The sequence below is a fragment of the Stenotrophomonas sp. SPM genome (assembly GCF_003105135.1).
GTDB lineage: Bacteria > Pseudomonadota > Gammaproteobacteria > Xanthomonadales > Xanthomonadaceae > Stenotrophomonas.
In genome coordinates, this window is the sequence record NZ_QETL01000032.1 from 1 (window position 1) to 24084 (window position 24084).

Annotated in this window: 21 protein-coding genes; 15 read left to right on the top strand and 6 right to left on the bottom strand. The window is 67.6% G+C overall.

Annotated elements, in window-relative coordinates; translation table 11 throughout:
* The first annotated feature begins 254 nt into the window (after nt 1-254).
* The 3 genes from prpE (at nt 255) to DCO49_RS09270 (ending at nt 3976) form a co-directional block, all read left to right on the top strand.
* Nucleotides 255-2135, top strand: a complete 1881-nt coding sequence (gene prpE, locus DCO49_RS09260; RefSeq protein ID WP_116863795.1) for a propionate--CoA ligase — start codon at nt 255-257, stop codon at nt 2133-2135.
* Nucleotides 2136-2365: 230 nt separating this feature from the next.
* Nucleotides 2366-2869, top strand: coding sequence for a hypothetical protein (locus DCO49_RS09265; protein WP_116863796.1), 504 nt, complete (start codon nt 2366-2368; stop codon nt 2867-2869).
* Nucleotides 2870-2920: 51 nt separating this feature from the next.
* Entirely contained in the window at nt 2921-3976 is a 1056-nt protein-coding gene (locus DCO49_RS09270; protein ID WP_116863797.1) for a suppressor of fused domain protein, read from the top strand.
* A gap of 117 nt (nt 3977-4093) precedes the next feature.
* On the opposite strand, the gene DCO49_RS09275 is transcribed toward DCO49_RS09270, so the two are convergent.
* The 4 genes from DCO49_RS09275 to DCO49_RS09290 all read right to left on the bottom strand — a co-directional run bounded on the left by DCO49_RS09275 (nt 4094) and on the right by DCO49_RS09290 (nt 8320).
* Nucleotides 4094-4705 (bottom strand): glutathione S-transferase N-terminal domain-containing protein, encoded by a 612-nt coding sequence (locus tag DCO49_RS09275; RefSeq protein ID WP_116863798.1) that lies wholly within the window; start codon nt 4703-4705, stop codon nt 4094-4096.
* Between the two features lie 81 nt (nt 4706-4786).
* Nucleotides 4787-5245, bottom strand: coding sequence for a cell wall hydrolase (locus DCO49_RS09280; protein ID WP_004154513.1), 459 nt, complete (start codon nt 5243-5245; stop codon nt 4787-4789).
* Between the two features lie 295 nt (nt 5246-5540).
* Nucleotides 5541-7571 carry an NADPH-dependent 2,4-dienoyl-CoA reductase gene (locus DCO49_RS09285; RefSeq protein ID WP_116863799.1) on the bottom strand — a complete coding sequence of 677 codons (2031 nt, stop codon included), beginning with the start codon at nt 7569-7571 and terminating at the stop codon, nt 5541-5543.
* 107 nt (nt 7572-7678) lie between these two features.
* A complete protein-coding gene (locus DCO49_RS09290) occupies nt 7679-8320 on the bottom strand; it encodes a hypothetical protein (RefSeq protein WP_116863800.1) in 642 nt (213 codons plus the stop codon).
* A gap of 555 nt (nt 8321-8875) precedes the next feature.
* Here DCO49_RS09290 and DCO49_RS09295 point away from each other — a divergent pair.
* The 4 genes from DCO49_RS09295 (at nt 8876) to DCO49_RS09310 (ending at nt 11954) form a co-directional block, all read left to right on the top strand.
* Entirely contained in the window at nt 8876-9970 is a 1095-nt protein-coding gene (locus DCO49_RS09295) for an OmpA family protein (RefSeq protein ID WP_116863801.1), read from the top strand.
* Between the two features lie 219 nt (nt 9971-10189).
* A complete protein-coding gene (locus DCO49_RS09300) occupies nt 10190-10702 on the top strand; it encodes a hypothetical protein (protein WP_116863802.1) in 513 nt (170 codons plus the stop codon).
* Nucleotides 10703-10722: 20 nt separating this feature from the next.
* Complete coding sequence (locus tag DCO49_RS09305) at nt 10723-11532, top strand: pseudouridine synthase (RefSeq protein WP_207776477.1); 810 nt, start codon at nt 10723-10725, stop codon at nt 11530-11532.
* 86 nt (nt 11533-11618) lie between these two features.
* A complete protein-coding gene (locus tag DCO49_RS09310) occupies nt 11619-11954 on the top strand; it encodes a hypothetical protein (RefSeq protein WP_116863804.1) in 336 nt (111 codons plus the stop codon).
* A gap of 117 nt (nt 11955-12071) precedes the next feature.
* On the opposite strand, the gene kbl is transcribed toward DCO49_RS09310, so the two are convergent.
* Nucleotides 12072-13280, bottom strand: coding sequence for a glycine C-acetyltransferase (gene kbl / locus DCO49_RS09315; RefSeq protein WP_116863805.1), 1209 nt, complete (start codon nt 13278-13280; stop codon nt 12072-12074).
* A 196-nt stretch (nt 13281-13476) separates the two neighbouring features.
* On the opposite strand from kbl, the gene DCO49_RS09320 reads away from it, so the two are divergent.
* Nucleotides 13477-14172: a TorF family putative porin gene (locus DCO49_RS09320; protein WP_116863806.1), complete on the top strand. Its 696-nt coding sequence runs from the start codon at nt 13477-13479 to the stop codon at nt 14170-14172.
* A 92-nt stretch (nt 14173-14264) separates the two neighbouring features.
* Here DCO49_RS09320 and tdh read toward each other — a convergent pair whose 3' ends face one another.
* Nucleotides 14265-15287, bottom strand: a complete 1023-nt coding sequence (gene tdh, locus DCO49_RS09325; RefSeq protein WP_116863820.1) for an L-threonine 3-dehydrogenase — start codon at nt 15285-15287, stop codon at nt 14265-14267.
* 216 nt (nt 15288-15503) lie between these two features.
* Between tdh and DCO49_RS09330 the strand changes: the two genes are divergently transcribed.
* The 7 genes from DCO49_RS09330 (at nt 15504) to DCO49_RS09360 (ending at nt 24067) form a co-directional block, all read left to right on the top strand.
* Nucleotides 15504-17666 (top strand): S46 family peptidase, encoded by a 2163-nt coding sequence (locus DCO49_RS09330; RefSeq protein WP_116863807.1) that lies wholly within the window; start codon nt 15504-15506, stop codon nt 17664-17666.
* Between the two features lie 179 nt (nt 17667-17845).
* The gene (locus tag DCO49_RS09335) at nt 17846-18490 is read left to right on the top strand and encodes a histidine phosphatase family protein (protein ID WP_116863808.1); all 645 of its coding nucleotides are present in this window, start codon (nt 17846-17848) and stop codon (nt 18488-18490) included.
* A gap of 35 nt (nt 18491-18525) precedes the next feature.
* The gene (folC, locus tag DCO49_RS09340) at nt 18526-19797 is read left to right on the top strand and encodes a bifunctional tetrahydrofolate synthase/dihydrofolate synthase (RefSeq protein WP_116863809.1); all 1272 of its coding nucleotides are present in this window, start codon (nt 18526-18528) and stop codon (nt 19795-19797) included.
* Nucleotides 19798-19875: 78 nt separating this feature from the next.
* Complete coding sequence (locus DCO49_RS09345; protein ID WP_116863810.1) at nt 19876-20907, top strand: SPOR domain-containing protein; 1032 nt, start codon at nt 19876-19878, stop codon at nt 20905-20907.
* A gap of 46 nt (nt 20908-20953) precedes the next feature.
* Nucleotides 20954-21706 (top strand): CvpA family protein, encoded by a 753-nt coding sequence (locus DCO49_RS09350; protein ID WP_243402702.1) that lies wholly within the window; start codon nt 20954-20956, stop codon nt 21704-21706.
* A 59-nt stretch (nt 21707-21765) separates the two neighbouring features.
* Complete coding sequence (gene purF / locus DCO49_RS09355; protein WP_116863811.1) at nt 21766-23232, top strand: amidophosphoribosyltransferase; 1467 nt, start codon at nt 21766-21768, stop codon at nt 23230-23232.
* Between the two features lie 10 nt (nt 23233-23242).
* Entirely contained in the window at nt 23243-24067 is an 825-nt protein-coding gene (locus DCO49_RS09360; protein ID WP_116863812.1) for a ferritin-like domain-containing protein, read from the top strand.
* Nucleotides 24068-24084: the final 17 nt, after the last annotated feature.

The following is a 24084-nucleotide window of genomic DNA, read 5'->3' on the forward strand; positions in this document are numbered from 1 at the left end:
GGGTGGGTCCGGTTGAGGGGGTGTGAGCGGCATGGATGCCGCGACCAAGCCCCCATGGATGGGTTCAGGGCTTCCCCCTCAACCGGACCCACCCCGCCAACCCCAGGAAGCCTGCCTCTGCTGTTGCTTCGGCTTCGGGGGGTGCAGGACGACAGCCCTGCAGAACACACCCCACCCCCTACCAAGGTAGGGCGGCCCGCATGCCAGCACCGGACTATCCTCGATTGCATGACTTTGTCTGGGAGGGCTGCGTCATGAACTACGAGGAAACCTACCGCCGCTCGATCGACGAGCCGGAGGCGTTCTGGGGCGAGGAAGCCAAGCGCATCTACTGGCATGTGCCGCCGAAGCAGGTGCTGGATTACAGCAACCCGCCGTTCCGCCGCTGGTATGTCAGCGGTGAAACCAACCTCTGCTACAACGCCGTCGACCGCCACCTCGTCGATCGCGCCGACCAGCTCGCGCTGGTCGCGGTCTCCACCGAAACCAACGTCACCCGCGAAATCACCTATCGCCAGCTGTACCGCGAAGTGAATGACTTCGCCGCGGTGCTGCAGCGCCTCGGTGTCGGCCACGGCGATCGCGTGGTCATCTACATGCCCAACATGGCCGAAGCCGTGTTCGCCATGCTGGCCTGCGCGCGCATCGGCGCCGTGCACTCGGTGGTGTTCGGTGGCTTCGCCGCGCACAACCTGGCGCTGCGCATCGACGATGCCAAGCCGAAGCTGCTGATCGCTGCCGATGCCGGCATGCGCGGTGGCAAGGTCATTCCGTACAAGGCCATGGTCGACGCGGCCTGTGCCGAAGCGGCCAACCCGCCGCCGCACGTGCTGATCGTCTCGCGCGGCCTGGATCCGGCCGAGCCGCGCATGCAGGGACGCGATGTCGACTACGCTGCACTGCGTGCGCAGGTGGGCGAAGTGGACGTGCCGGTGAAATGGCTCGAATCCAGCGAACCCAGCTACCTGCTCTATACCTCCGGCACCACCGGCAAGCCCAAGGGCGTGCAGCGCGATGTCGGCGGCTACGCGGTAGCGATGGCGCAGTCGATGCAGACCGTGTTCGACTGCAAGCCCGGCCAGGTGATGTTCTCCACATCGGACGTGGGCTGGGCCGTCGGCCATTCCTACAACGTGTACGGGCCGTTGATCGGCGGCTGCACCTCGCTGCTGTACGAAGGCCTGCCGACCAACCCGGACCCGGGCATCTGGTGGGCGCTGTGCGAGCAGTACAACGTGCGCACGATGTTCTCCTCGCCCACCGCCATCCGCGTGCTGAAGAAGCACGATGCCGACTTCATCCACCGCCACGACCTGGATGCGCTGAAGTACCTGTTCCTGGCCGGCGAGCCGCTGGATGAACCCACAGCGCACTGGATCAGCGAGGCGCTGGGCAAGCCGATCATCGACAACTACTGGCAGACCGAAACCGGCTGGCCGGCGCTGACCCTGCTGCCGGGGCTGGACATGAAGCCGGTGCGCTTCGGCTCGCCGGGTTTCCCCAATCTCGGCTATCGCATGAAGGTGATCGACGAGAACACCGGTGAGGAAGTCGCCGCCGGGCAGAAGGGCGTGCTGGTGGTCACGCCGCCGCTGCCGCCGGGCTGCATGAGTACGGTGTGGAACGACGATGCGCGCTTCATGCAGAGCTACTTCAGCCACTTCAAGGAGCTGCTGTACAGCTCGCTGGACTGGGCCATTCGCGATGACGACGGCTACACCTTCATCCTTGGCCGCACCGACGATGTGATCAACGTCGCCGGCCATCGCCTGGGCACGCGCGAGATCGAGGAAGCCATTTCCGGCCACCCGCGCGTGGCCGAGGCGGCGGTGATCGGGGTCAAGGACGAACTGAAGGGGCAGGTGCCGCTGGTGTTCGTCACCCTCAAGCAGGGACTCAACGGCGAGGATCCGGCACCGGTGGTGGCCGAGATGATGGCGGCGGTAACCGCCTCGCTCGGCGCGGTGGCCCGGCCGGCGCATGTGCACGTGGTCAATGCGCTGCCCAAGACCCGGTCGGGCAAGCTGCTGCGGCGTTCGCTGCAGGCGCTGGCCGAACAGCGCGACCCGGGCGACCTGTCGACCCTGGATGACCCCGGGGCGCTGGAAGAGATCCTCCGCGCGCTGGGGCGGTAAGCCGATTCTGTAGAGCCGAGCCCGCGCTCGGCTGCGTTTGCCTGGTGGAGAAAAGCCGCCAGGCATGGCCTGGCGCTACCCATCCGTCAGACATGCGCTAAGCTCGGCCTGTCATCGATCTGCGACAGGGGCTGCGCTTCGGGGAAGCTGCGCAGGCTCCGACGATGGCGGGCAAGGGGGCGCGTCCGTCCGGGCGCGCAGATGAAGCGCATCAAGGATCGGGGGGATGCATGGCACTGCTGCACGCCAAGACGGCCGCTGGCCGCCAGGAAATCGAAGACCGTGGCCGTCGCCTGCCGGCGGGACTGCGTTCGATCCTGTTGATGGTCGATGGCCGGCGCGATGACAACGAACTGCGCGGCCTGCTGGAAGGCCTGCGCGCACCGCAGGATGCATTGCAGCAACTGGCGGCGCTGGAGCTGATCGAAGTGATCGGTGGTTCGGTGGAGCCGGTGGCCGCGCGCGGCCTCAGCAGCGGCCGCGAGCAGGATCCGGCGCTGTACCAGCAGCTGTACGACGCGATGAGCGACGCGGTTCGTCGCCATCTGGGCCTGAAGGGCTATTTCATGCAACTGAAGATCGAGCGCTGCAAGGATGCGTTGTCGCTGGAGCGGCTGTGCCCGGAACTTCAGGAGGCCGTGGCGAAAGCGCGCAGTCCGGCGCTGGCCCAGCGCTGGTGGCAGGAAACCCAAGCGCTGCTGTCGTCGGCCACCGGCGAGGTCGTGCAGGCCTGAGGTGGCGGGTAAAGTGGGCGATGGATTCCACTGCCCCTCGAGGAGACCTGCGTGCAGGACGAACACCACACCACCGACACGCCCGGTTGGGACGCCATCAACGCCGCGCTGGCACCGCTGTATGCCGGCCAGGAGCCGCGCCATTACGGCACCGCGTTGCCCTACACGCTGGGCGGCCAGGACCCGCTGGACGGCATCAGCGTGTACTGGGCCGACGCACCGGTGCCGCACTGGCACTACGTCACCTACGGCTTTTCCGAACTGTATGCGAAGGAAAGCAGCGATGCCGACGCCAGCGGTTATGGCTTCGAGCTGACGTTCCGCCTGGCGGCAGCGCCCGGCGAGGACGCCACCAGTACGCCGCCGGTGTGGCCGCTGAACCTGCTGCAGAACCTGGCGCGCTATGTGTTCGGCAGCGGCAACGTGTTCGAGGATGGCCACCATCTCAATGCCAACGGACCGATCGCGCTGGAGACCGGCACCCGCCTGTGCCATCTGGCCTTCATTGCCGACCCGCAGCTGCCGGCGCGTGACACCGCCAACGGCCACCTGCAGTTCCTGCAGCTGGTCGGCCTGACCGACGAGGAGATGGAGGCAGTCAAGCGCTGGTCGACCCGTGATGTGCTGCAGGCTCTGCAGCCGGCGATGCCGCTGTGGATCACCGACCTGCACCGCGGCAACCTGCTCGACGATCCCGCGCTGGCGGCACGGGTGCGCGAGGGCAGTGAACGCGAAGGGTCCAGCACCGGCATGCTGTTCATTGAAACGCTGCAGTGGCGCCACGAGGCGGGGGTGACCACGCTGGTGCTGGGCGCCGGCCAGGTGTCGAGCGTGAGCGAGCTGCTGGGCCTGCGCCTGCGCCACGGCAAGCCGCTGGAGCTGGTCAGTCGTGAGCGTCAGTGGACGTTCGTGCCTGCCGCTGGCGACTCTGCCAACGATGTTGGAAGCGACAGCGCGCTCTGGGCCCTGGACGAGGCCGGGCTGCAGGCGATGGCGGCGGCGCCGGCCGAACGCGGGCTGTACCCGGTGGCGGAGGCGCTGCGCATTGAAGTGGTGCCGACCCAGCTGCGCGACGGCAAGGGCGAGGTCATCCGCGAGATCGGCTGAGCGCGACGAACGCGCGGGGTGGGGTCAGAGCCGCCTGCTGCGCAGACGGATCCGACCCCGCGCCAGAGGGGATCAGATCCGTTCGCCATGCGAACGGCTCCGACCCCGTCCCAGGCCTCAGGCCAGGCCTTCGGCCTTCAGCACGGCCTGCACGCCAGCGTCGGCTTCCATGCGGGTCTTGAACGCGGCTACGTTGTCCAGGCCGGCCAGGTCGACCTTGGCGGCTGCGGCCCAGCGCAGGGTGATGTAGAAGTAGGGGTCGGCGAAGCTGCGGAAACCGGCCAGCCACGGCTTGTCGGCCAGCTGCTTGTCGGCGGTCTCGAACAGGCCACGCAGGCGCTTGCGCGCGGCGGCGCGGATGGCGTCGAACTGGCCTTCATCGGCGATGAACTTGGCCGGCCCGAACAGCGGCGAGAACGCCGGGTGCACGTCCGAATTGACGAAGGACAGCCAGCGGGTGGCTTCGGCGCGCTGCTGCGCGCTGCCATCACCGGCCAGGCCGGCCTGCGGGAAGCTGTCGGCGATGTAGCCCATGATCGCTGCGTTCTGCAGCAGCATGAAATCACCATCGACCAGGGCGGGCACCGCACCGGCCGGGTTGATCTTGAGGAATTCCGGACCCTTCAGGGTGTCCTTGTCCAGCAGTTCCACGTCATAGGGCTGGCCGGTCCACTGCAGTGCGATGTGGTCGGCGGTGGAACAGGCACCGGGCTTGCTGTACAGCTTCATGGGAACTCCAGGCGGGGCGGGAAACGCCCACTATCCCAGAGCCTGCCGGCGCGCGGCAACGCTGCCGCCGGCAACAGATCGTTACGACTGGCGAGGCTTGAGGTTCTGCACCTTATAGAAGGTGTGGTCGCCGATGGTCGCCACCTGGTAGGCATTGCGCCAATTCGGGCTGGCGATGGACAGCGCGGCGAAGTGGCTGGCGCCGGGCACGATCTCGCGGCGTTCGCCGGCCGGCAGCGCCCAGTTGCGCTCGGCGTCGAAGGCCACGTTCATCGCCTCGCTCCAGGCCGCATCGTTGCCCAGCTGGGTGCCGGGGGAGACGATGGTCGGGGCGAACTGCTTGCGCGCGGTGACCACCTGGCACATCGAATCACCCCACAGGCCGCTGTCGAGGCGGCGCAGTGCGACTTCGGCGACGGCCTGCTGGCCGCGCAGGGTCTGGTCGCGGGCTTCCAGGTAAACGGTGGTGCTCAAACACAATGAATCAGCGGCCGGCTGCGGCAACAACTGCGACAGCCAGAGAATCCAGGCCAGTTTCATGTAACTCCTTGCTCCGTGTGGGCCGCACCTCTGGATTCCCGCAGCGGGGGCTGCGGGCCGGGGTACGACTTGGCGTCATGGGGAGGCGGCCATCGGGGCCGCCCCGTGGGCGACCCCAAAAGAAACGATCAATCCGATCGAGGGGGTCGCGCCGGCTCACCGGAAACTGGCTGGTGAGCGGAAAGTTGGCGCAAGGTAGGGGGGGATTGCCGAACGCATCCTGAATCGGCTTGCTTGACATTCAGGTTCGGGCCGGGTGACGGAAATCACATTCCGTCCCCCATTCAGGGTCGAACTACAGCGCGGCAGCCACCCGGCTGCCCTGATCGATTGCTCGTTTTGCGTCGAGTTCGGCAGCCACATCGGCACCGCCGATCAGCTGCGCGGCGATGCCCGCGGCCTGCAGTTCGGCCAGCAACGCACGGTTCGGTTCCTGCCCGGCGCAGACCACCACATGGTCGACCGGCAGCAGCTGTTCGCTCCCCTCGACGCGGATGCGCAGGCCATCGTCGTCCACGCCCAGGTACTCCACACCACCGAGCATGCGCACGCCCTTGGCCTTCAGCGTGGCGCGGTGGATCCAGCCGGTGGTCTTGCCCAGCCGCGCACCGGGTTTGCCGGCACTCCGCTGCAGCAGCCAGAGGCGACGCGGCGAAGCCTCCACCTGCGGGGTGGCCAGGGCGCCGCGGGCCTCGAAGCGGCTGTCCACGCCCCATTCGGCCATCCAGCGCTGCGGGTCCAGCGACGGCGAGGGGCCGGCATGGCTGAGGAATTCGCCGACATCGAAGCCGATGCCGCCGGCGCCAATGATCGCCGCGTTGGCGCCGACTTCGACCCGGCCCAGCAGCACGTCCAGGTAGCTGACCACCTTGGCGTGGTCGGCACCGGGGAAATCGACCTTGCGCGGGGTGATGCCGGTGGCCAGCACCACCGCGTCGAAGCCGGCCAGGGCGGCCGCGTCGGCGCGCGTGTCCAGGCGCAGCTGCACGCCGGTTTCGGCCAGCTTGTGGCGGAAGTACCGCAGGGTCTCGTGGAACTCTTCCTTGCCCGGGATGCGCTTGGCCACGTTGAACTGGCCGCCGATCTCCCCGCCGGCATCGAACAGGGTGACCTGGTGGCCACGTCCGGCAGCCACCGTGGCGCAGGCCAGGCCGGCCGGCCCGGCACCGACCACGGCGACCTTTTTCGGTGCGGTGGTCGGGCGGTAGACCAGCTCGGTCTCGTGCGCGGCACGCGGGTTGACCAGGCAGCTGGCCAGCTTGTTCTCGAACACGTGGTCCAGGCAGGCCTGGTTGCAGGCGATGCAGGTGTTGATCGCCTCGGCGCGGCCGGCGCGGGCCTTGTTCGGCCACTGCGGGTCGGCCAGCAGCGGGCGTGCCAGCGACACCATGTCGGCGCCGCCACCGGCCAGGATGCGCTCGGCCACGTCGGGCATGTTGATGCGGTTGGTCGCCACCAGCGGCACCTTCACGTGCGGCTTGAGCTTGGCGGTGACCCCGGCGAAGGCCCCACGCGGCACCGAGGTGGCGATGGTCGGAATGCGCGCCTCGTGCCAGCCGATGCCGGAATTGATGATCGTCGCGCCGGCGGCCTCGATGGCCTGCGCCTGCTGCACGATCTCCTCCCAGTTGCTGCCGTCATCGACCAGGTCGACCAGCGACAGCCGGTAGATGATGATGAAGTCCGGCCCGCAGGCCTCACGGATGCGGCGCACGATCTCCACCGCGAAGCGCATGCGCTGCTTTGCGTCGCCACCCCAGGCATCGGTGCGCGTGTTGGTGCGCGGGGCGATGAACTCGTTGATGAGGTAGCCCTCCGAGCCCATCACTTCCACGCCGTCGTAGCCGGCCTCGCGGGCCAGCCTGGCGCTGCGCGCGTAGTCGGCGATATGGCGTTCGACGCCGCTGGCCGACAACGCACGCGGGGTGAACGGATTGATCGGCGCCTTCAGCTTCGACGGCGCCACCGACAGCGGGTGATACGCGTAGCGACCGGCGTGCAGCAGCTGCAGGCAGATCTTCGCGCCGTGCTGGTGCGCGGCGGCGGTGAGCTGGCGGTGCGGGCGTACTTCCCACGGCCAGGACAGTTTGCCGCCGAACGGCTTCAGCCAACCCACCACGTTCGGCGCGAAGCCTCCGGTGACGATCAGGCCGACGCCGCCCTCGGCGCGCTCGGCGAAGTAGGCGGCCAGGCGCGGGAAGTCGCGGGCGCGATCTTCCAGGCCGGTGTGCATCGAGCCCATCAGCACCCGGTTGCGCAGCTGGGTGAAGCCCAGGTCCAGCGGGGAGAACAGGTGCGGGTAGGCGGTTTCGTTGGCTGGCGACATGGTCGATACGCTTGCGTACGGAAGCGCGCAGCGTGCCGCGAAACCGCGGCCGGGGCAAGGGCTGGTGCAGCGCACGGTAGCGCGCGGGGCCATGCCCGGCGATGCGGTCACCCGTGGCCGCGCTGCGCGCTCGCCGGGCGTGGCCCGGCGCTACCACCCGCCGGGCGGCCGATGCCGAACCAGCCCAGGGTGAATCCGCACAGCGGGCCGATCAGCACGGCGAAGGCCAGCGTGCCCAGGCCGATGTTGCCGCCCAGCCACCAGCCCACCGCCAGCGCGCTGCCTTCGATGAGGGTGCGGACCTTCCAGATCGGCCAGCCGGTGCGTGCATGCAGGCCGGTCATCAGCCCATCGCGCGAACCGGGGCCGAGCCGTGCGCCGATGTACAGGCCGGTGGCCAGCGCGATCAGCAGCAGGCCGGCGCAGAACAGCAGCAGCTGCCACGCCAGGCCGACGGCCGGCGGCAGCAGCCACAGGCCGAACTGCGCGGACGGCCCGATCAGCAGCACGTTGAGCACCGTGCCCACGCCGGGCTTCTGCCGCAGTGGCCACCACAGCAGCAGCACCACCAGGCCCACCAGGTTGGTGACCAGGCCGAACGACAGCGGCGAGTGCAGGGTGATGCCCTGTGACAGCACGTCCCACGGCGCCACGCCGATGGCCGCGCGCACCATCAGGGCGATGCCGAATCCATACAGGAACAGGCCGGTGACAAGTTGCAGCAGGCGCAGGCGCAGGGCGGTGGGCATGGGGGTTCCGGGGGAGGGGAGATCTGTTCCCACCGTAGTCCCGCTTCGGCGTTCGTTATAGATACAGATGCGAGGCAATGCGCGCGTACAGCAGCGTGACCGCCAATGCGCTGTTCCGCATCAACGGTAATGACGGGCCGGAGCGAAGGATATCGGTCGGTGCGCAACTGAAACCACGACATCGAATGACGTTTTCACCACTTCTACGGCCGGGGAGCGGTTCCTGTCACAAGGTTCCTCACTTCAACGGGCGCGCGCTGAATCCCGCCGCCAAGCCGTCTGCTAACTCTCTCGCCTGTTCTCCTTAATCCCCTCCAAACCCTTGCCGCATGGGTGTCTTGCGGATTTTCATGATCCTGTATAGGGTTTCAACGTCGAATCGTTGGCTGGTCGGGTGCGACGCTTCACATGTTACGTGACTGTTAACATGACCTTCACCCGCCTGAGCATAATGTTCGCGGCGGTGGCGTGCTGAATCGGCTGTCGAACATCGACGCAGTAGTGCTGGCCCATGCCTCTACCGGTTTCATACCCCCGAAATAGGAGCTGTACTCAATGAACAAGAAGATCCTTACTGCCGCGCTGCTGGGTGGTCTGGCTTTCGCCCAGGCTGCGTCCGCGCAGGAGTTCGATGACCGCTGGTACCTGACCGGTTCGGCCGGCTTCAACTTCCAGGACAGCGACCGTCTGACCAATGACGCTCCGTTCGTGACTCTGGGCCTGGGCAAGTTCATCAGCCCGAACTGGTCGCTGGACGGTGAGCTGAACTACCAGAACCCGAACTTCGACGCCAACCAGGACCTGAACTGGTCCCAGTACGGCATCTCGTTCGACGTTCGTCGCCACTTCATCCAGGAAGGCCGCGGCTGGAACCCGTACATCGTCGGTGGCCTGGGCTACCAGAAGTCGGAAGAAGAATACGCTGCCCTGGACAACAACGGTCCGCGTGAGCGCAAGGACGGCAACCTGTCGGCCAAGCTGGGCGTCGGCCTGCAGACCACCTTCGAAAAGCGCGTTGCTGTTCGCGCCGAAGTGGCCTACCGCGCTGACTTCGACGACCAGAGCGTTGCCGCGCGCGACGAGAGCTGGTTCGGCGACGTGCTGGCTTCGGTCGGCGTCGTGATCCCGCTGGGCCCGGCCCCGGTGGCCGCTGTTGCCCCGGCTCCGGCTCCGGTTGCCCCGAGCTGCGCCGACCTGGATGACGACGGTGACGGCGTCAACAACTGCGACGACAAGTGCCCGAACTCGCAGCCGGGTCAGACCATCGGTCCGGACGGTTGCCCGGTGCCGGTCTCGATCGACCTGAAGGGCGTGAACTTCGACTTCGACAAGTCGAACCTGCGTCCGGACGCTGTGGCCATCCTGTCGGAAGCTTCGGAAATCCTGAAGCGTTACCCGGACCTGCGCGTTGAAGTCGCCGGTCACACCGACTCGAAGGGTACCGACGCTTACAACCAGAAGCTGTCCGAGCGTCGCGCCACCGCCGTGTACAACTACCTGACCCAGAACGGTGTGGACGCTGGCCGTCTGCAGGGCCCGATCGGCTACGGCGAGAGCCGTCCGATTGCCCCGAACACCAACCCGGATGGTTCGGATAACCCGGAAGGTCGCGCCAAGAACCGTCGTACCGAGCTGAACGTCCAGAACTAAGTTCTGACGCTCTGCCAGTAAGACACAGCAGGACCCGGCTTCGGCCGGGTCTTGTTGTCTGTGGGCCCGGGAAACACAGCCGTCCCGCCCTCTGAACGACCGTTCGTCGGCATTTTGCCCGCAAAACCAATGAGTTGCCGTATTCATTGAAAGTGGCGCTTGAAAGCTGTCGCGGCATTGCTAAACTCGCCGCGTCACTTCCTTTCGTGGATGCACCTCATGCTGCGCTCTGCATCGGCCGTCGTCCTGGCGCTGGCCCTGGTTCCCGTCGCCCACGCGGCGGTTGATTGCTCGGTCAACACCAGCGCCTCGCCGCTGCCCCTGCCGGCCACGGCCATCGCGCCGGTGGCCGATGAGCTGTACATCCGCGGCACCCAGCTGGGCATGTCCAGCGGCGTGCTGGGCAGCAGCTACGATCCCTCGCAGTCGCTGGACCAGGTGCTGCAGCGCCTGCGCATCGATGGCTGCCAGAACATCGCCAAGGCCATCCCGAGCGCACCGGCGGTGAAGCCGAACGATCCGGCGGCCTACAAGCCGCAGACCGAGTTCGACAACACGCCATGGCGCTTTGACATGAGCCAGAACGGCAAGCGCATGACCGCAGAAGAGTTCGACGCCTGGATGAAGGCGCGTGGCGTGCGCGTGGTGAAGGCGCGTCCGGCGCCGGCCGCTGCCGCCGCCCCGGCCACCACCGAAGCACCGGCTGAGACCAAGCCGGGCGAGAAGAAGTAAGCCGCGCGGGGAGCAGAGGCTTGCGCACGCGCCGCCCTCCTGCCACCCCCGCCGCCCGCTCCCACGCTCCGCGTGGGCGTGCGAAGCCCCCTGCCGCACCCGCCGGTGTCCGTCATGGCCTGGCGCGCGTGCTGTCCAAGGCGGGCGTCTGTTCGCGTACCGAAGCCGCGCGCTGGATCGCTGACGGTCGCGTGCGGGTGTCCGGGCGCATCGTCCGCGATCCCGAGTTCCCGATTGCGCAGCCGGCACCGCCCATCGAAGTGGACGGCCAGCCGCTGGGCGCGCCGCAGCGCCTGTACCTGATGCTCAACAAGCCGCGCGGGGTGGTCACCACCGCGCAGGATGAGCGTGGCCGCGACACCGTCTACCGCTGCTTCGATGACGCCGGCCTGCCGTGGATCGCGCCGGTCGGGCGGCTGGACAAGGCCAGCGAAGGCCTGCTGCTGTTCAGCAACGACCCGCAGTGGGCCGCGCGCCTGACCGATCCGCAGACCGGGCCGGACAAGACCTACCACGTACAGATCGACCGCCTGCCGGACGAGGCCACCCTGGCCGCGCTGCAGGCCGGCATCGACGACGAGGGCGAGTTCCTGGTCGCCCGGGCCGTGCGCGTGCTGCGCAGCGGCGACAAGACCGCATGGCTGGAGGTCGTCCTCGAAGAGGGGCGCAATCGCCATATCCGCCGCCTGTTGGCGGCCTTCGACCTGCAGGTGCTGCGCCTGGTCCGGGTTGCGATCGGCGGGCTGGCGCTCGGCGATCTCGGCAAGGGCCAGTGGCGGGTGCTGGAGGTCAGCGACCAGCAGCGGCTGGGGGCCGCTGCACCGGGCTGAAGTCCGGCCCACGGCTGGCAGCTGCCGGCCACCGTTCCAGGCGTAGGGGGCGCCTGGCTTTCGATTCATTTGAACGGAGCGTGCCCATGTACCCGAGCCTCGACCGAACCCTGCGCTGCGCCAGCCTGCTGCTGCCGCTCGCACTGCTGACCGCCTGTGGCGGCCACAAGAAAGTGGCCAAGGCAGAAACCCTGGTGGAAACGCCGGTGGTGGAAGTGAAGACCCCGGAACTGGACGGCCGCGGCAGTTACCGCTTCATGATGAGCGACGGCGACCACAAGATGACCGCCGACGAGTTCGATGCCTGGATGAAGGCCAACGGCATCCGTGTAGCCAAGGGCAACGCGCAGGACGCCACCGCCAAGCCGGTGGTGGTGGCCAGCAAGGACGAGCCCAACGACAAGAAGAAAAAGAAGAAGTGATGCGCGTTGCGCGTCACGCCGGTAGCGCCGGGCCGTGCCCGGCGAGCGCGTAGCGCGGAAGCTGTTGGTGGGGTCAGAGCCCTTTCCTGCGGAAAGGGATCCGACCCCGGTGCATCATCAGCCCTTGATCACGCCCAGTTCCAGGCCGATGCGGGTGAACGCATCGATGGCGCGGTCCAGGTGCTCACGCGTGTGCGCGGCGCTGATCTGGGTGCGGATGCGGGCCTGGCCCTTGGGCACCACCGGGAAGAAGAAGCCGATCGCGTAAATGCCTTCTTCCAGCAGGCGCTCGGCGAACTTCTGCGCCAGCGGGGCGTCGTACAGCATCACCGGGCTGATCGGGTGCACGCCCGGCTTCACGTCGAAACCTGCAGCGGTCATCTTTTCGCGGAAGTAGGTGGTGTTCTGCGCCAATGTGTCGCGCAGGTCGTCAGCGGCGGCCAGCATCTCGAAGGCCTTGATGCCGGCGGCGACCACGTGCGGCGGCAGCGAGTTGGAGAACAGGTAGGGGCGCGAGCGCTGGCGCAGCAGCTCGATCACCTCGGCGCTGGCGCAGGTGAAGCCGCCCAGCGCGCCGCCCATGGCCTTGCCCAGGGTGCCGGTGATGATGTCGATCTTCTCCAGCACGCCCTTCACTTCGGCCGAGCCGCGGCCGCTGGCACCGAGGAAGCCGGTGGCATGGCATTCGTCGATGTGGACCAGCGCGTTGTACTTCTTCGCCAGCGCGGTGATCTCGTCCAGCGGGGCGATGAAGCCGTCCATCGAGAACACGCCGTCGGTGGTGATCAGCTTGGTCTTGCAGCCGGCGGCATCGGCAGCCTGCAGCTGCGCTTCCAGGTCGGCCATGTCGCAGTTGGCGTAGCGGAAGCGCTTGGCTTTGCACAGGCGCACGCCGTCGATGATCGAGGCGTGGTTCAGCGCATCGGAAATGATCGCGTCGTTCTCGCCGAGCAGCGGCTCGAACAGGCCGCCGTTGGCGTCGAAGCAGGCCGCGTACAGTATGGTGTCCTGCTTGCCGAAGAAGTCGGCGATCTGCTTTTCCAGCTGCTTGTGCAGGTCCTGGGTTCCACAGATGAAGCGCACCGAGGCCATGCCGAAGCCGTGGGTGTCCAGGGCGTCCTTGGTCGCCTGGATCAGGTCAGGGTGGTCGGCCAGGCCCAGGTAGTTGTTGGCGCAGAAGTTGAGCACGGTGCGGCCGTCGTCGAGGGTGATCTCGGCCGACTGCGGGCTGGTGATGATCCGCTCGGACTTGAACAGGCCCTGGGCGCGGATGGCGTCCAGTTCCTCGGCGTAGTGGCGGGTCAGGGCAGAGGAGGTCTCGGTCATGGCGTGGGCACGGCTCAGCACGGGAAACCGCTGATTCTACCGGGCAACGGTGGCCGGCAGCCGCCTGCGGCGGGCCATCGCCATGGCCGGCACATGTTGCATCGCAATATCAAACAGGTTAAAAAACCGTGAACCGGTAGCGATTCCGCCGGCTGCGCCACCCGCCTCCCCCCGCCACCGCCATCCGGAGATGTCCATGAAGACTGCCTGCCGCTGCCTCGCCGTTGCTGCTGCCCTCTGCCTTGCCCCGTTCGCCGCCAGTGCCCAGGAAGAGGCCACTTCGCCGATCAGCTGGAACATCACCGGCGTCTCCGATTACATGTTCCGCGGCGTGTCGCAGACCGATGAAAACCCCACCGGCCAGGCCGGCCTCACCTATACCTCGCCGGTGGGCGTGTACGCAGGTGTCTGGGGGTCGGGCGTGGATTTCGGCAATGGCAGCCCGGACTTCGAGGTCGACTACTTCGTCGGCTACAACGTCGACTTCAGCGAGAACGTGAACTTCGACGTGATGCTCAACCGCTACACCTACCCGGGGGCCAGTGAGCTGGCTTACAACGAACTGATAACCAAGACCAGTTTTGCCAAGAACTACAACGTTACCGTGGCCTACACCAACGATGTGTGGAACAGCGGCACCGACGGCTGGTACTACGCGGTGGGCGGCGAATGGCCGCTGCCGAACGATTTCGCGATCACCGCCAATGTCGGCCGCAGCACGTTCGAACACGGCCTGGCCAAGGACTACACTGATTTCAACATCGGCGTGAGCCGCGCCATCGGCATGGTCAACGTCGGCCTTGGCTTCTACGGCACGGATGGCAACGGTCGCGACAACTCGGGCAAGCTGGCTGACAACCGCGTGGTGCTGACCGTCTCGGTCGGCAAGTGAGGCTGCGCTGCTGACGCCACGAAAAAGGCGCCCGATGGGCGCCTTTTTCTTGCCAGCGACGCCGGGCATGGCCCGGCCCTACCGTATGCCGGTCAGTTCCAGCTCAACACGACCTTGCCGGCCTTGCCTTCTTCCATCAGGTCGAAGCCCTTCTGGAAATCGTCGATCGGCAGCTGGTGGGTCATCACCTTGCCCAGCGGGAAGCCGGACAGCACCAGCTGGGTCATCTTGTACCAGGTCTCGTACATCTTGCGGCCGTAGATGCCCTGCACGGTCAGGCCCTTGAAGATGATCTTGTCCCAGTCGCAGCCGGCGCCCTTGGGCATGATGCCGAGCATGGCGATCTTGCCGCCGTGGTACATGCAGTCGAGCATGTCGTTGAAGGCGCGCGGGTTGCCGCTCATTTCCAGGCCCACGTCGAAACCCTCCATGTGCAGCTCCTTCATCACGTCCTTCAGCGACTGGTTGGCGACGTTGACCACGCGGGTGGCGCCCATGTCGGCGGCCAGCTTCAGGCGGAAGTCGTTGACGTCGGTGACCACCACGTTGCGCGCACCGATGTGCTTGCAGATGCCGGCGGCGATGATGCCGATCGGGCCTGCGCCGGTGATCAGCACGTCCTCGCCGATGACGTCGAATTCCAGCGCGCAGTGCGCGGCATTGCCGTACGGGTCGAAGAAGGCGGCCAGCTCGGACGGGATCTGGTCGGGGATCGGCCACAGGTTGCTGGCCGGCATCACCATGTATTCGGCGAAGGCGCCGTTGACGTTGACGCCGATGCCGACGGTGTTCGGGCACAGGTGCGGGCGGCCGCCGCGGCAGTTGCGGCAGTGGCCGCAGACGATGTGGCCTTCGGCCGAGACGCGCTGGCCGATTTCATAGCCGGTGACGGCCGAGCCGAGTCCGGCGACGCGGCCGACGAACTCATGGCCGATGGTCAGGCCGGGCTTGATGGTGCGCTGGCTCCATTCGTCCCACAGGTAGATGTGCAGGTCGGTACCGCAGATGGCGGTCTTTTCCAGCTTGATCAGGACCTCGTTCGGGCCAGGGGTCGGCACCGGAACCTCTTCGAGCCAGATGCCCTTGGCTGCTTCGCGCTTGACCAGGGCCTTCATCGTTTGCTGCGCCATCGGGTGGAACTCATCAGGGGGAAAACGCGGATTATAGAGGCCTGCGCGGGATTCCCATGTTGCGCTGCGGGTGCTTTGGCGCTCCCGGTAGCGCCGGGCCATGCCCGGCGGAGGGCAGTGGGCCGGCCCATGACTTCCGGGGATCGGGACGGGGCCGGGGGCTGGGCTACACTCGGCGGTTCTTTCACCAGGGGCCGCTCGATGCGCTCGAACCTGCTTGCATTCTCCGTCGTCGCCAGCCTCGGGCTGGTCCAGGTCGCCCATGCCGCCGAAGGCATGTGGGTGCCGCAGCAGCTGCCGGAAATCGCCGGCCCGCTGCAGAAGGCCGGCCTGAAGCTGTCCCCGGAACAGCTGGCCGACCTGACCGGCGACCCGATGGGCGCGGTGGTCGCGCTCGGCGGCTGCACCGCCAGCTTTGTCTCCCCGCAGGGCCTGGTGGTCACCAACCACCACTGTGCCTACGGCGCCATCCAGCTGAACTCGACCGCGCAGAAGAACCTGATCAAGGACGGTTTCAACGCGCCCAAGCTCAGCGATGAACTGAGCGCCGGCCCGAACGCCCGCGTGTTCGTGCTCGACCAGATCACCGACGTCACCGCCCGGGCCAAGGCCGCCATCGCGGCCGCCGGCAAGGATCCGCTGGCCCGCAGCCGCGCCCTGGATGCGTTCGACAAGGCCCAGGTGGCCGCCTGTGAAGCCGATGCCGGTTTCCGCTGCCGCCTGTACTCGTTCAGCGGCGGCAACACCTACCGCCTGTTCCGCAACATGGAAATCAAGGACGTGCGCCTGGTCTACGCGCCCCCGGGCAGCGTCGGCAAGTTCGGCGGCGACATCGACAACTGGATGTGGCCGCGCCACACCGGCGATTTCTCGTTCTACCGCGCCTATGTCGGCAAGGATGGCAAGCCGGCGGCGTTCTCGGCCGACAACGTGCCGTACCAGCCCAAGCACTTCCTGAAGTTCGCCGACCAGCCGCTGGGCGCCGACGACTTCGTGATGGTGGCCGGCTACCCGGGCCGCACCAACCGCTACGCCCTGGCCGGTGAGTTCAACGAGACCGCCAGCTTCACCTACCCGACCATCGCCCGCCACTACAACGCGGTGCTGAAGATGATCGACGAGGCCGGCAAGGCCGACCCGGACGTGAAGGTGAAGTACGCCGCCACCGCAGCCAGCATGAACAACGTGGCCAAGAACTACCTGGGCCAGCTGGAAGGCTTCAAGCGCATCGACGCGGCCGGCCAGAAGCAGGCCGAAGAAGCGGCCGTGCTGGCCTGGCTGAAGAAGCAGGGCGCCGCTGGCAAGCCGGCCCTGGCCGCGCACGCGCAGCTGCTCAAGCACCTGGACACCAGCAAGGCCACGCGTGAGCGCGACCTGTTTGTGTCGCAGTTCAACAATACCTCGGCCGTCAGCGCCGCCATCACCCTGTACCGCCTGTCGATCGAGCGCACCAAGCCGGACGCCGAGCGCGAAGCCGGCTACCAGCAGCGCGACCTGACCACCATCGAAGGTGGCCTGAAGCAGATGGACCGCCGCTACGTGGCGAAGATGGACCAGCAGCTGCAGACCTACTGGCTGGACCAGTACGTCGCCCTGCCGGCCGCGCAGCGTGACAACGAAGCCCTGAACAAGTGGCTGGCTGGCAGCGACGAGGCCGCCGTGAAGTCGCTGGTCGGCAAGCTGTCGGGCACCCAGCTGGGCAGTCTCGACACGCGCCTGAAGTGGTTCACTGCCGACCGCGCCGCCTTTGAAGCCAGCACCGATCCGGCCATCCAGTACGCCGTGGCCGTCATGCCGGCGCTGCTGAAGCAGGAAGAACAGCGCAAGATCCGCGAAGGCGAATCGCTGACCGCGCGTCCGCTGTACCTGCAGGCCGTGGCCGACTACAAGAAGAGCCAGGGTGAGTTCGTCTACCCGGACGCCAACCTGTCGCTGCGCATCACCTTCGGCAACGTCATGGGCTATGGCAAGGACGGCGTGCAGTACACCCCATTCACCACCCTGGAAGGCGTGGCAGCCAAGGAAACCGGCGAAGATCCGTTCGATTCGCCGAAGGCGCTGCTGGATGCGGTCAAGGCCAAGCGTTACGGCGGCCTGGAAGACAAGCGCATCGGTTCGGTGCCGGTGAACTTCCTGTCCAACCTGGACATCACCGGCGGCAACTCCGGTTCGCCGGTGCTCGATGCCAACGGCAAGCTGGTCGGCCTGGCCTTCGACGGCAACTGGGAATCGGTCAGCTCCAACTGGGTGTTCGACCCGGTGATGACCCGCATGATCGCCGTGGACAGCCGCTACATGCAGTGGATCATGCAGGAAGTGGCGCCGGCGCCGCAGCTGCTGAAGGAACTGAACCTGGCGAAGTAAGTTAGTGCCGGCCGCTGGCCGGCAACCATGCGCAAACCTGAAGCCCCGCGACCCAGGTCGCGGGGTTTTTTCATGCCCCGACCGGCCCGGTCCGCCGAACAGGTATCATCCCTGTTCCGCGGACTTCACAGGATGTGAACGAACGCGGAACCTTCCTCCCCCCAGGACCCCTTGTTCGCATGCGCATCCTGCTTGCCCGTCACGGCGAAACGCCGTGGAACGCTGAAGGCCGCTACCAGGGCCAGATCGACATCCCGCTTTCGCCCATCGGCGAAGCCCAGGCCCAGGCCTTGGGCGCCCGTCTCGCTTCGGTGGACATCACCCGTGCGGTGGCCTCGCCGCTGTCGCGCGCCCAGCTGACCGCCCAGCTCGCCCTCGGTGCCGACCGCGCCGCCATGCTGCAGACCGAACCGGAACTGCAGGAAATCGCCCACGGTGAGTGGGAAGGCCTGCTGGCCAGCGAGATCAATGAAAAAGATCCGTCGCGCCTGAAGGCCTGGCGCGAGGAGCCCGATACCGTGCTGATGCCCGGCGGCGAATCGCTGCGCCTGGTGCTCGAGCGCAGCTGGCGTGGCCTGGCGCGTGCCGCCGAAGGCCTCGGCGAGCACGACACCCTGTTGGTGGTCGCCCATGACGCGGTCAACCGGGTGATCCTGTGCAAGGTGTTCGGCCTGCCGATTTCCCGCCTGTGGACCTTCCGCCAGGCGCCGACCACCCTGAACCTGCTCGAAGGCCCCGACCTGGACAGCCTGGAAGTGGTGCGCCTGAACGACTGCGCCCACCACACGCCGTTCTTCGGCGAAGCCAAGCACCGCGCCCTCTGATTCCCGAACCACCTGCTTCTGCTGGAACCCCTGCCGTGACGAACACCCCGACCACCCTGGCCGACTGGCTGGACTACATTGAACGCCAGCACCCGGCGACCATCGACATGGGCCTGGAGCGCGTGCGCGCCGTGGCCACCGCGATGGGCCTGGGCGCACCGGCCGGGCACACCATCGTGGTCGGTGGCACCAACGGCAAGGGCTCCACGGTTGCTTTCATCGAGGCCATCGGCCGTGCCGCCGGCTGGAAGGTCGGCGCGTACACCTCGCCGCACCTGCTGCGCTACAACGAGCGGGTGCGCATCGATGGCCAGGACGTGGACGACGCCGCGCTGATCGCGGCGTTCAACACGGTGGAAGCGGCGCGCGGTGACATCACGCTGACCTATTTCGAATACGGCACGCTGGCCGCGCTGCAGCTGTTCGCCGATGCCGGGCTGGACCTGGCCGTGCTGGAAGTAGGCCTGGGCGGCCGCCTGGATGCGGTCAACATCATCGATGCCGACGTCTCGGTCATCACCACCGTGGACATCGACCATGCCGAGTGGCTGGGCGAGGACCGCGAGGCGATCGGCACCGAGAAAGCCGGCATCATCCGCGGCTGGAAGCCGGTGATCCTGGGCGAGACCGATCCGCCGTCCAGCGTGCTGGCACGCGCCTACCTGGTGGGCGCCAATGCCATCCGCGGCGGCAGTGATTATTTCTACGAGCCCATCGATGCCCAGCGCTGGCGCTGGCGCGATGTCGGCCTGCGCATGGAGCTGCCGACCCCGGCTCTGGCCGGCCCGATCCAGCTGGCCAATGCCGGTGCCGCCATTGCCGCGCTGCGCGCGCTGGACAAGCCGGTGCCGCGTGCCGCCTGGGCCGCGGGCATCGCTGCCGCGCGCATCGCCGGCCGCATGCAGGCCTTCGAGCGCGATGGCGTGCAGATCCGCGTGGACGTCGGCCACAACCCGCAGGCCGCAGGCCAGCTGGCGCGCGCGCTGAAGGCCGAAGTGGCGCCCGGCCGCACCCTGGCGGTGTACGCGGCGCTGCAGGACAAGGACGCCGTGGGCGTGGTGCAGGCGCTGCAGGACAGCGTCGCGCAGTGGACCCTGGCCGGCCTTGAAGGCCCGCGTGGGCAGACCGCGCAGCAACTGCAGGCGCGCCTGGCCGATACGCCGGCCGCTACGGCCGCGCTGGCCGACAGCGTCGAACAGGCGCTGCAGCAGGTGCTGGCCCAGGCTGGTCGCGGTGACCGGGTGCTGGTGTTCGGCTCGTTCCACACCGCTGCCGCCGCGCTGCAGTGGCTGCAGGACCGTTCCTGATCCGCGTTCAGCCAGCGCCGACGCGTCCGCTCTGGCACCCGTATAATCGACCCATCTCCGCCCTGTCGCCTGCCTCACGTGGATACGCCCCTGAAACAGCGTCTGATTGGTGCCATCGTCCTGGTGGCCTTGGCCGTGATTTTCCTGCCGATGCTGGTCAAGGGGCCTGCCCCGGACAGTGGCGTGGCCAATGTGCCGATCACCGCGCCCGACGCGCCGGGCGATGGCCAGTTCGAAACCCGTGAGCTGCCGCTGGTCGCCCCGGCCGGTGGCGCCACCGGCCTGCAGAGCGGCCAGGCCAAGCCGGTCGAGGAGGCTGCCGCCCCGGCCACGCCGCCCACCGTCGATACCTCGCCGGCCGTCGCTGCCGGCAACTACGCGGTCACCTTCGGTGCCTACGGCAGCCAGGCCGATGCCGATGCCGTCATCGCCTACCTGAAGCGTTCGCAGCTGCCGGGCTTCACCGAAACCGCATCGATCAATGGCCGCCCGGCCTGGCGCGTGCGCGTGGGGCCGTATGCCGACCGCGCGCAGGCCGAAGCCGCGCGCCTGCAGGCCGTCAAGGTCCGCGGCGACGTCAAGGCCGAAGTGATCACCCTGGACGCCAGCACCGCGCCGTCCGCGGCCGTGGCCGCCACCCCGGCCGCACCCAGTGCCAGCACTCCGGTTGCTGCGCCGTCGCAGACGGCCGCCAACCCGGTGCGCAGCGAGAGCCTGCCGGCCAGTACCCCGACCGCAGCGACGCCGCCGGCCCCGAAGCCGGAAGCGGCCAAGCAGCAGCCCAAGCCGGAACCGGCCAAGCCGCAGCCGAAGCCGGAAGCGACGGCCAGCAAGCCCGAGGCCCCGGCCACGCCGGCGGCCCCGGCTGCCAGCAGCGTCGGCTTCGCCGTGCAGCTGGGCGCGTTCGGCCAGGCCAATGACGCCAATGCACTGCGCGACAAGGTCCGCGCCGCCGGTTTCAGCGCCTTCGTCGAGCAGGTCCGCACCGAGAAGGGCACCCTGCACCGCGTGCGGGTCGGGCCGGTGGCCAACCGCGCCGACGCCGAACAGCTGAAGGCGCAGGTCGCCGCCAAGGTCGGCGTGGCCGGCATGGTGCGCCCGCACCCATGACCTTCCCGCAGCCCCGTTGCCAGCGCCGCCGAAGGAGCGGGGCGCCATGATCGACGTGGTGCTGCTGTTTGTGATTGCCGCCTCGGCCCTGCTCGGGTTGCTGCGTGGCTTTGTCAGCATCGTCATCGGCACCGTCTCATGGCTGGTCGCCGCCTGGGCGGCCTTTGCCTTCGGCAGTGATGCCGCGCGCTGGTGGTCGGCCCCGGCCGCACCGGGCGGCGAACACTTCATCGGTGGCTACCTGGGCGTCGGCATCGGCGTGATGCTGGTTGTCGCGGTCATCGGCATGGTCATCAAGCACATCGTCCACCGCAACATGCTGGGCAGCCTGGACCGCCTGCTGGGCGGGGTGCTGGGCACCGTGCGTGGCGGGCTGATCGCGGCCATCCTGTTGCTGCTGGGCAGCTTCACCCCGTTGACCGCCGAGCCGTCCTGGCGCAACTCCAGCCTGCGCCCGGTGCTGAACCCGGCCGTGGCCTGGATGAACAGCAAGCTTCCGCACTGGGAGGTGCCGGGCGCCGATCTGCTGCCCAAGGCCTTGCCAGTGGACACTTTGTCCCCATCTGCGTTGATGGAAATGGGCAAGAACGCGGGCGCCGGGTTGGGCAAGCCGGGCGCGACAGGCGATAATGGCGTTCTCAACCAGGTAGTGGCGGGCAGCGGATGGCTGCGGCCTGCGAAAGCGGAACAGGGCAGCGAACATGATCCGGCGGAAGTGCGCCCGGATGCCCCAGCACTGCCAGGCAACATCGAGCCGGACGATCCGGCCAACGTCGACCGCAGGCGCGGCGATCACTGAAGGCCAGGCATGGCCACCTTCCCTGTAACTGGGCACATGCCCAGCGGAGACCTCGCACCATGTGTGGCATCGTCGGAATCGTCGGCAACCAGAACGTCGCCGGGCAGTTGTATGACGGCTTGACCGTCCTCCAGCATCGCGGCCAGGACGCGGCAGGCATCGCCACCGCCAGCGGCAGCCGCCTGCGGGTACAGAAGGCCACTGGCCTGGTCCGCGACGTGTTCGACGCCCGCACCATGTCCACCCTGGAAGGCAACATCGGCATCGCCCACGTGCGTTACCCGACCGCCGGTTCGGAAGGCATGGACGAGGCGCAGCCGTTCTACGTCAATTCGCCGTACGGCATCGCGCTGGCCCACAACGGCAACCTGATCAACACCGAAGACCTGCGTCGCCAAGTGTTTGAGCAGGACCGCCGCAACGTCAACACCGATTCGGACAGCGAAGTGCTGCTGAACGTGTTCGCCTACGAACTGGAGCAGCAGCGCCAGCTCAGCCCGGAAGCGGCCATCCGCGCCGTCGCCGGCGTGCACCGCCGCTGCAAGGGCGGCTATGCGGTGGTCAGCGTGGTGCTGGGCCTGGGCCTGGTCGCCTTCCGCGATCCGCATGGCATCCGCCCGCTGGTGCTGGGCAAGCGCAGCCACGCCGAAGGCGATGAGTACATCGTGGCCTCTGAATCGGCCGCGCTGGACGTGCTGGGCTTCCAGCGCATGCGCGACGTGCAGCCGGGCGAAGCGCTGGTGATCACCGCGCGTGGCGAGCTGTTCTCGGAGATCTGCGCCGAGCCGGCCGAGCACACCCCGTGCATCTTCGAGTACGTGTACTTCGCACGTCCCGATTCGATGATCGACAACGTGTCGGTGCACAAGGCGCGCATGCGCATGGGCATCAAGCTGGGCGAGAAGATCCTGCGCCTGCGCCCGGACCACGACATCGACACCATCATCCCGATCCCGGACACTTCGCGTGATGCCGCGCTGGAAATCTCCAATGTGCTCGGCGTGAAGTACCGCGAAGGCTTCATCAAGAACCGCTACATCGGCCGCACCTTCATCATGCCGGGCCAGGGTGAGCGGGTGAAGTCGGTGCGCCGCAAGCTCAACCCGATCCACCTGGAGTTCCGCAACCGCGTGGTGCTGCTGGTGGACGACTCGATCGTGCGCGGCACCACCAGCCAGCAGATCGTGCAGATGGCCCGTGACGCGGGCGCGCGCAAGGTCTACCTGGCCAGCGCTGCGCCGCCGGTGCGGTTCCCGAACATCTACGGCATCGACATGCCGGCGGCCGAGGAACTGGTCGCGCACAACCGCACGGTGGAAGAGATCGAAGCCCACCTGGGCTGCGACTGGCTGATCTACCAGGACATCGAGGACATGGAAGCGGCGGTGAGCGAAGGCAACACGGCGCTGCGCAGCTTCGATTCTTCGTGCTTCAACGGCCATTACCCGACGGGCATCGAGCCGGGCTATTTCGAGCGCATCCAGCAGCTGCGTTCGGACGACGCCAAGCACAAGCGCCGCGCCTGAGGTCCAGGCCGTGGTGGATGTCCCCGACGTCGGTGGCGACCTGCTGCGCGCTGCGCAGCAGTGCCTTGCCGAAGCCGACCCGCTGCGCAAGGTCGCGCTGACCCAGGCCTATGCGGCTGCATACCGTGCCGGGCGCCTGAAGGTGCCCGCCGACGCGCCGCCGCCGGACGCGATCCGCATGCCCGGCCGTCCGGCGCAGCTGGTGCTGGTACACCCGCGGCAGGTGCCGCGTCGCGGGCTGGGCGGGGTGGAAGGCCGCGCTGCCTTCATCCACGCCATCGCCCACATTGAACTGAACGCGATCGACCTGGCCTGGGATGCGGTGTATCGCTTCCGTGGCCTGCCGCCGGCGTTCCATGCCGACTGGGTCAGCTGCGCCGATGACGAGTCGCGGCACTTCCTGCTGCTGCGCGAGCGGCTGCAGGTGCATGGCCACGAGTACGCCGATTTCCCCGCGCACAACGGCCTGTGGGAGATGTGCGAGAAGACCGCGCACGATGGCCTGGCGCGCATGGCGCTGGTGCCGCGCGTGCTGGAAGCGCGCGGGCTGGACGTGACGCCGGGCATGATCGAGAAGCTGCGCAATGTCGGCGACGCTGAAACTGCCGATGTGCTGGAAGTGATCCTGCGCGAAGAAGTGGCGCACGTCGCTGCCGGTTCGCGCTGGTACCGCTGGTACTGCGAGCGCGCCGGTGTCGAACCGCGCGTACGCTTCAAGGAACTGCTGCTGGAATACGCCGGCGGCTACCTGCACGGCCCGTTCAACCTCGAAGCCCGCCTGCTGGCCGGTTTCGATGCCGACGAACTGGCCAACCTGATCGAACAGGCCAGTTGATCAGAAATCCACGCCAT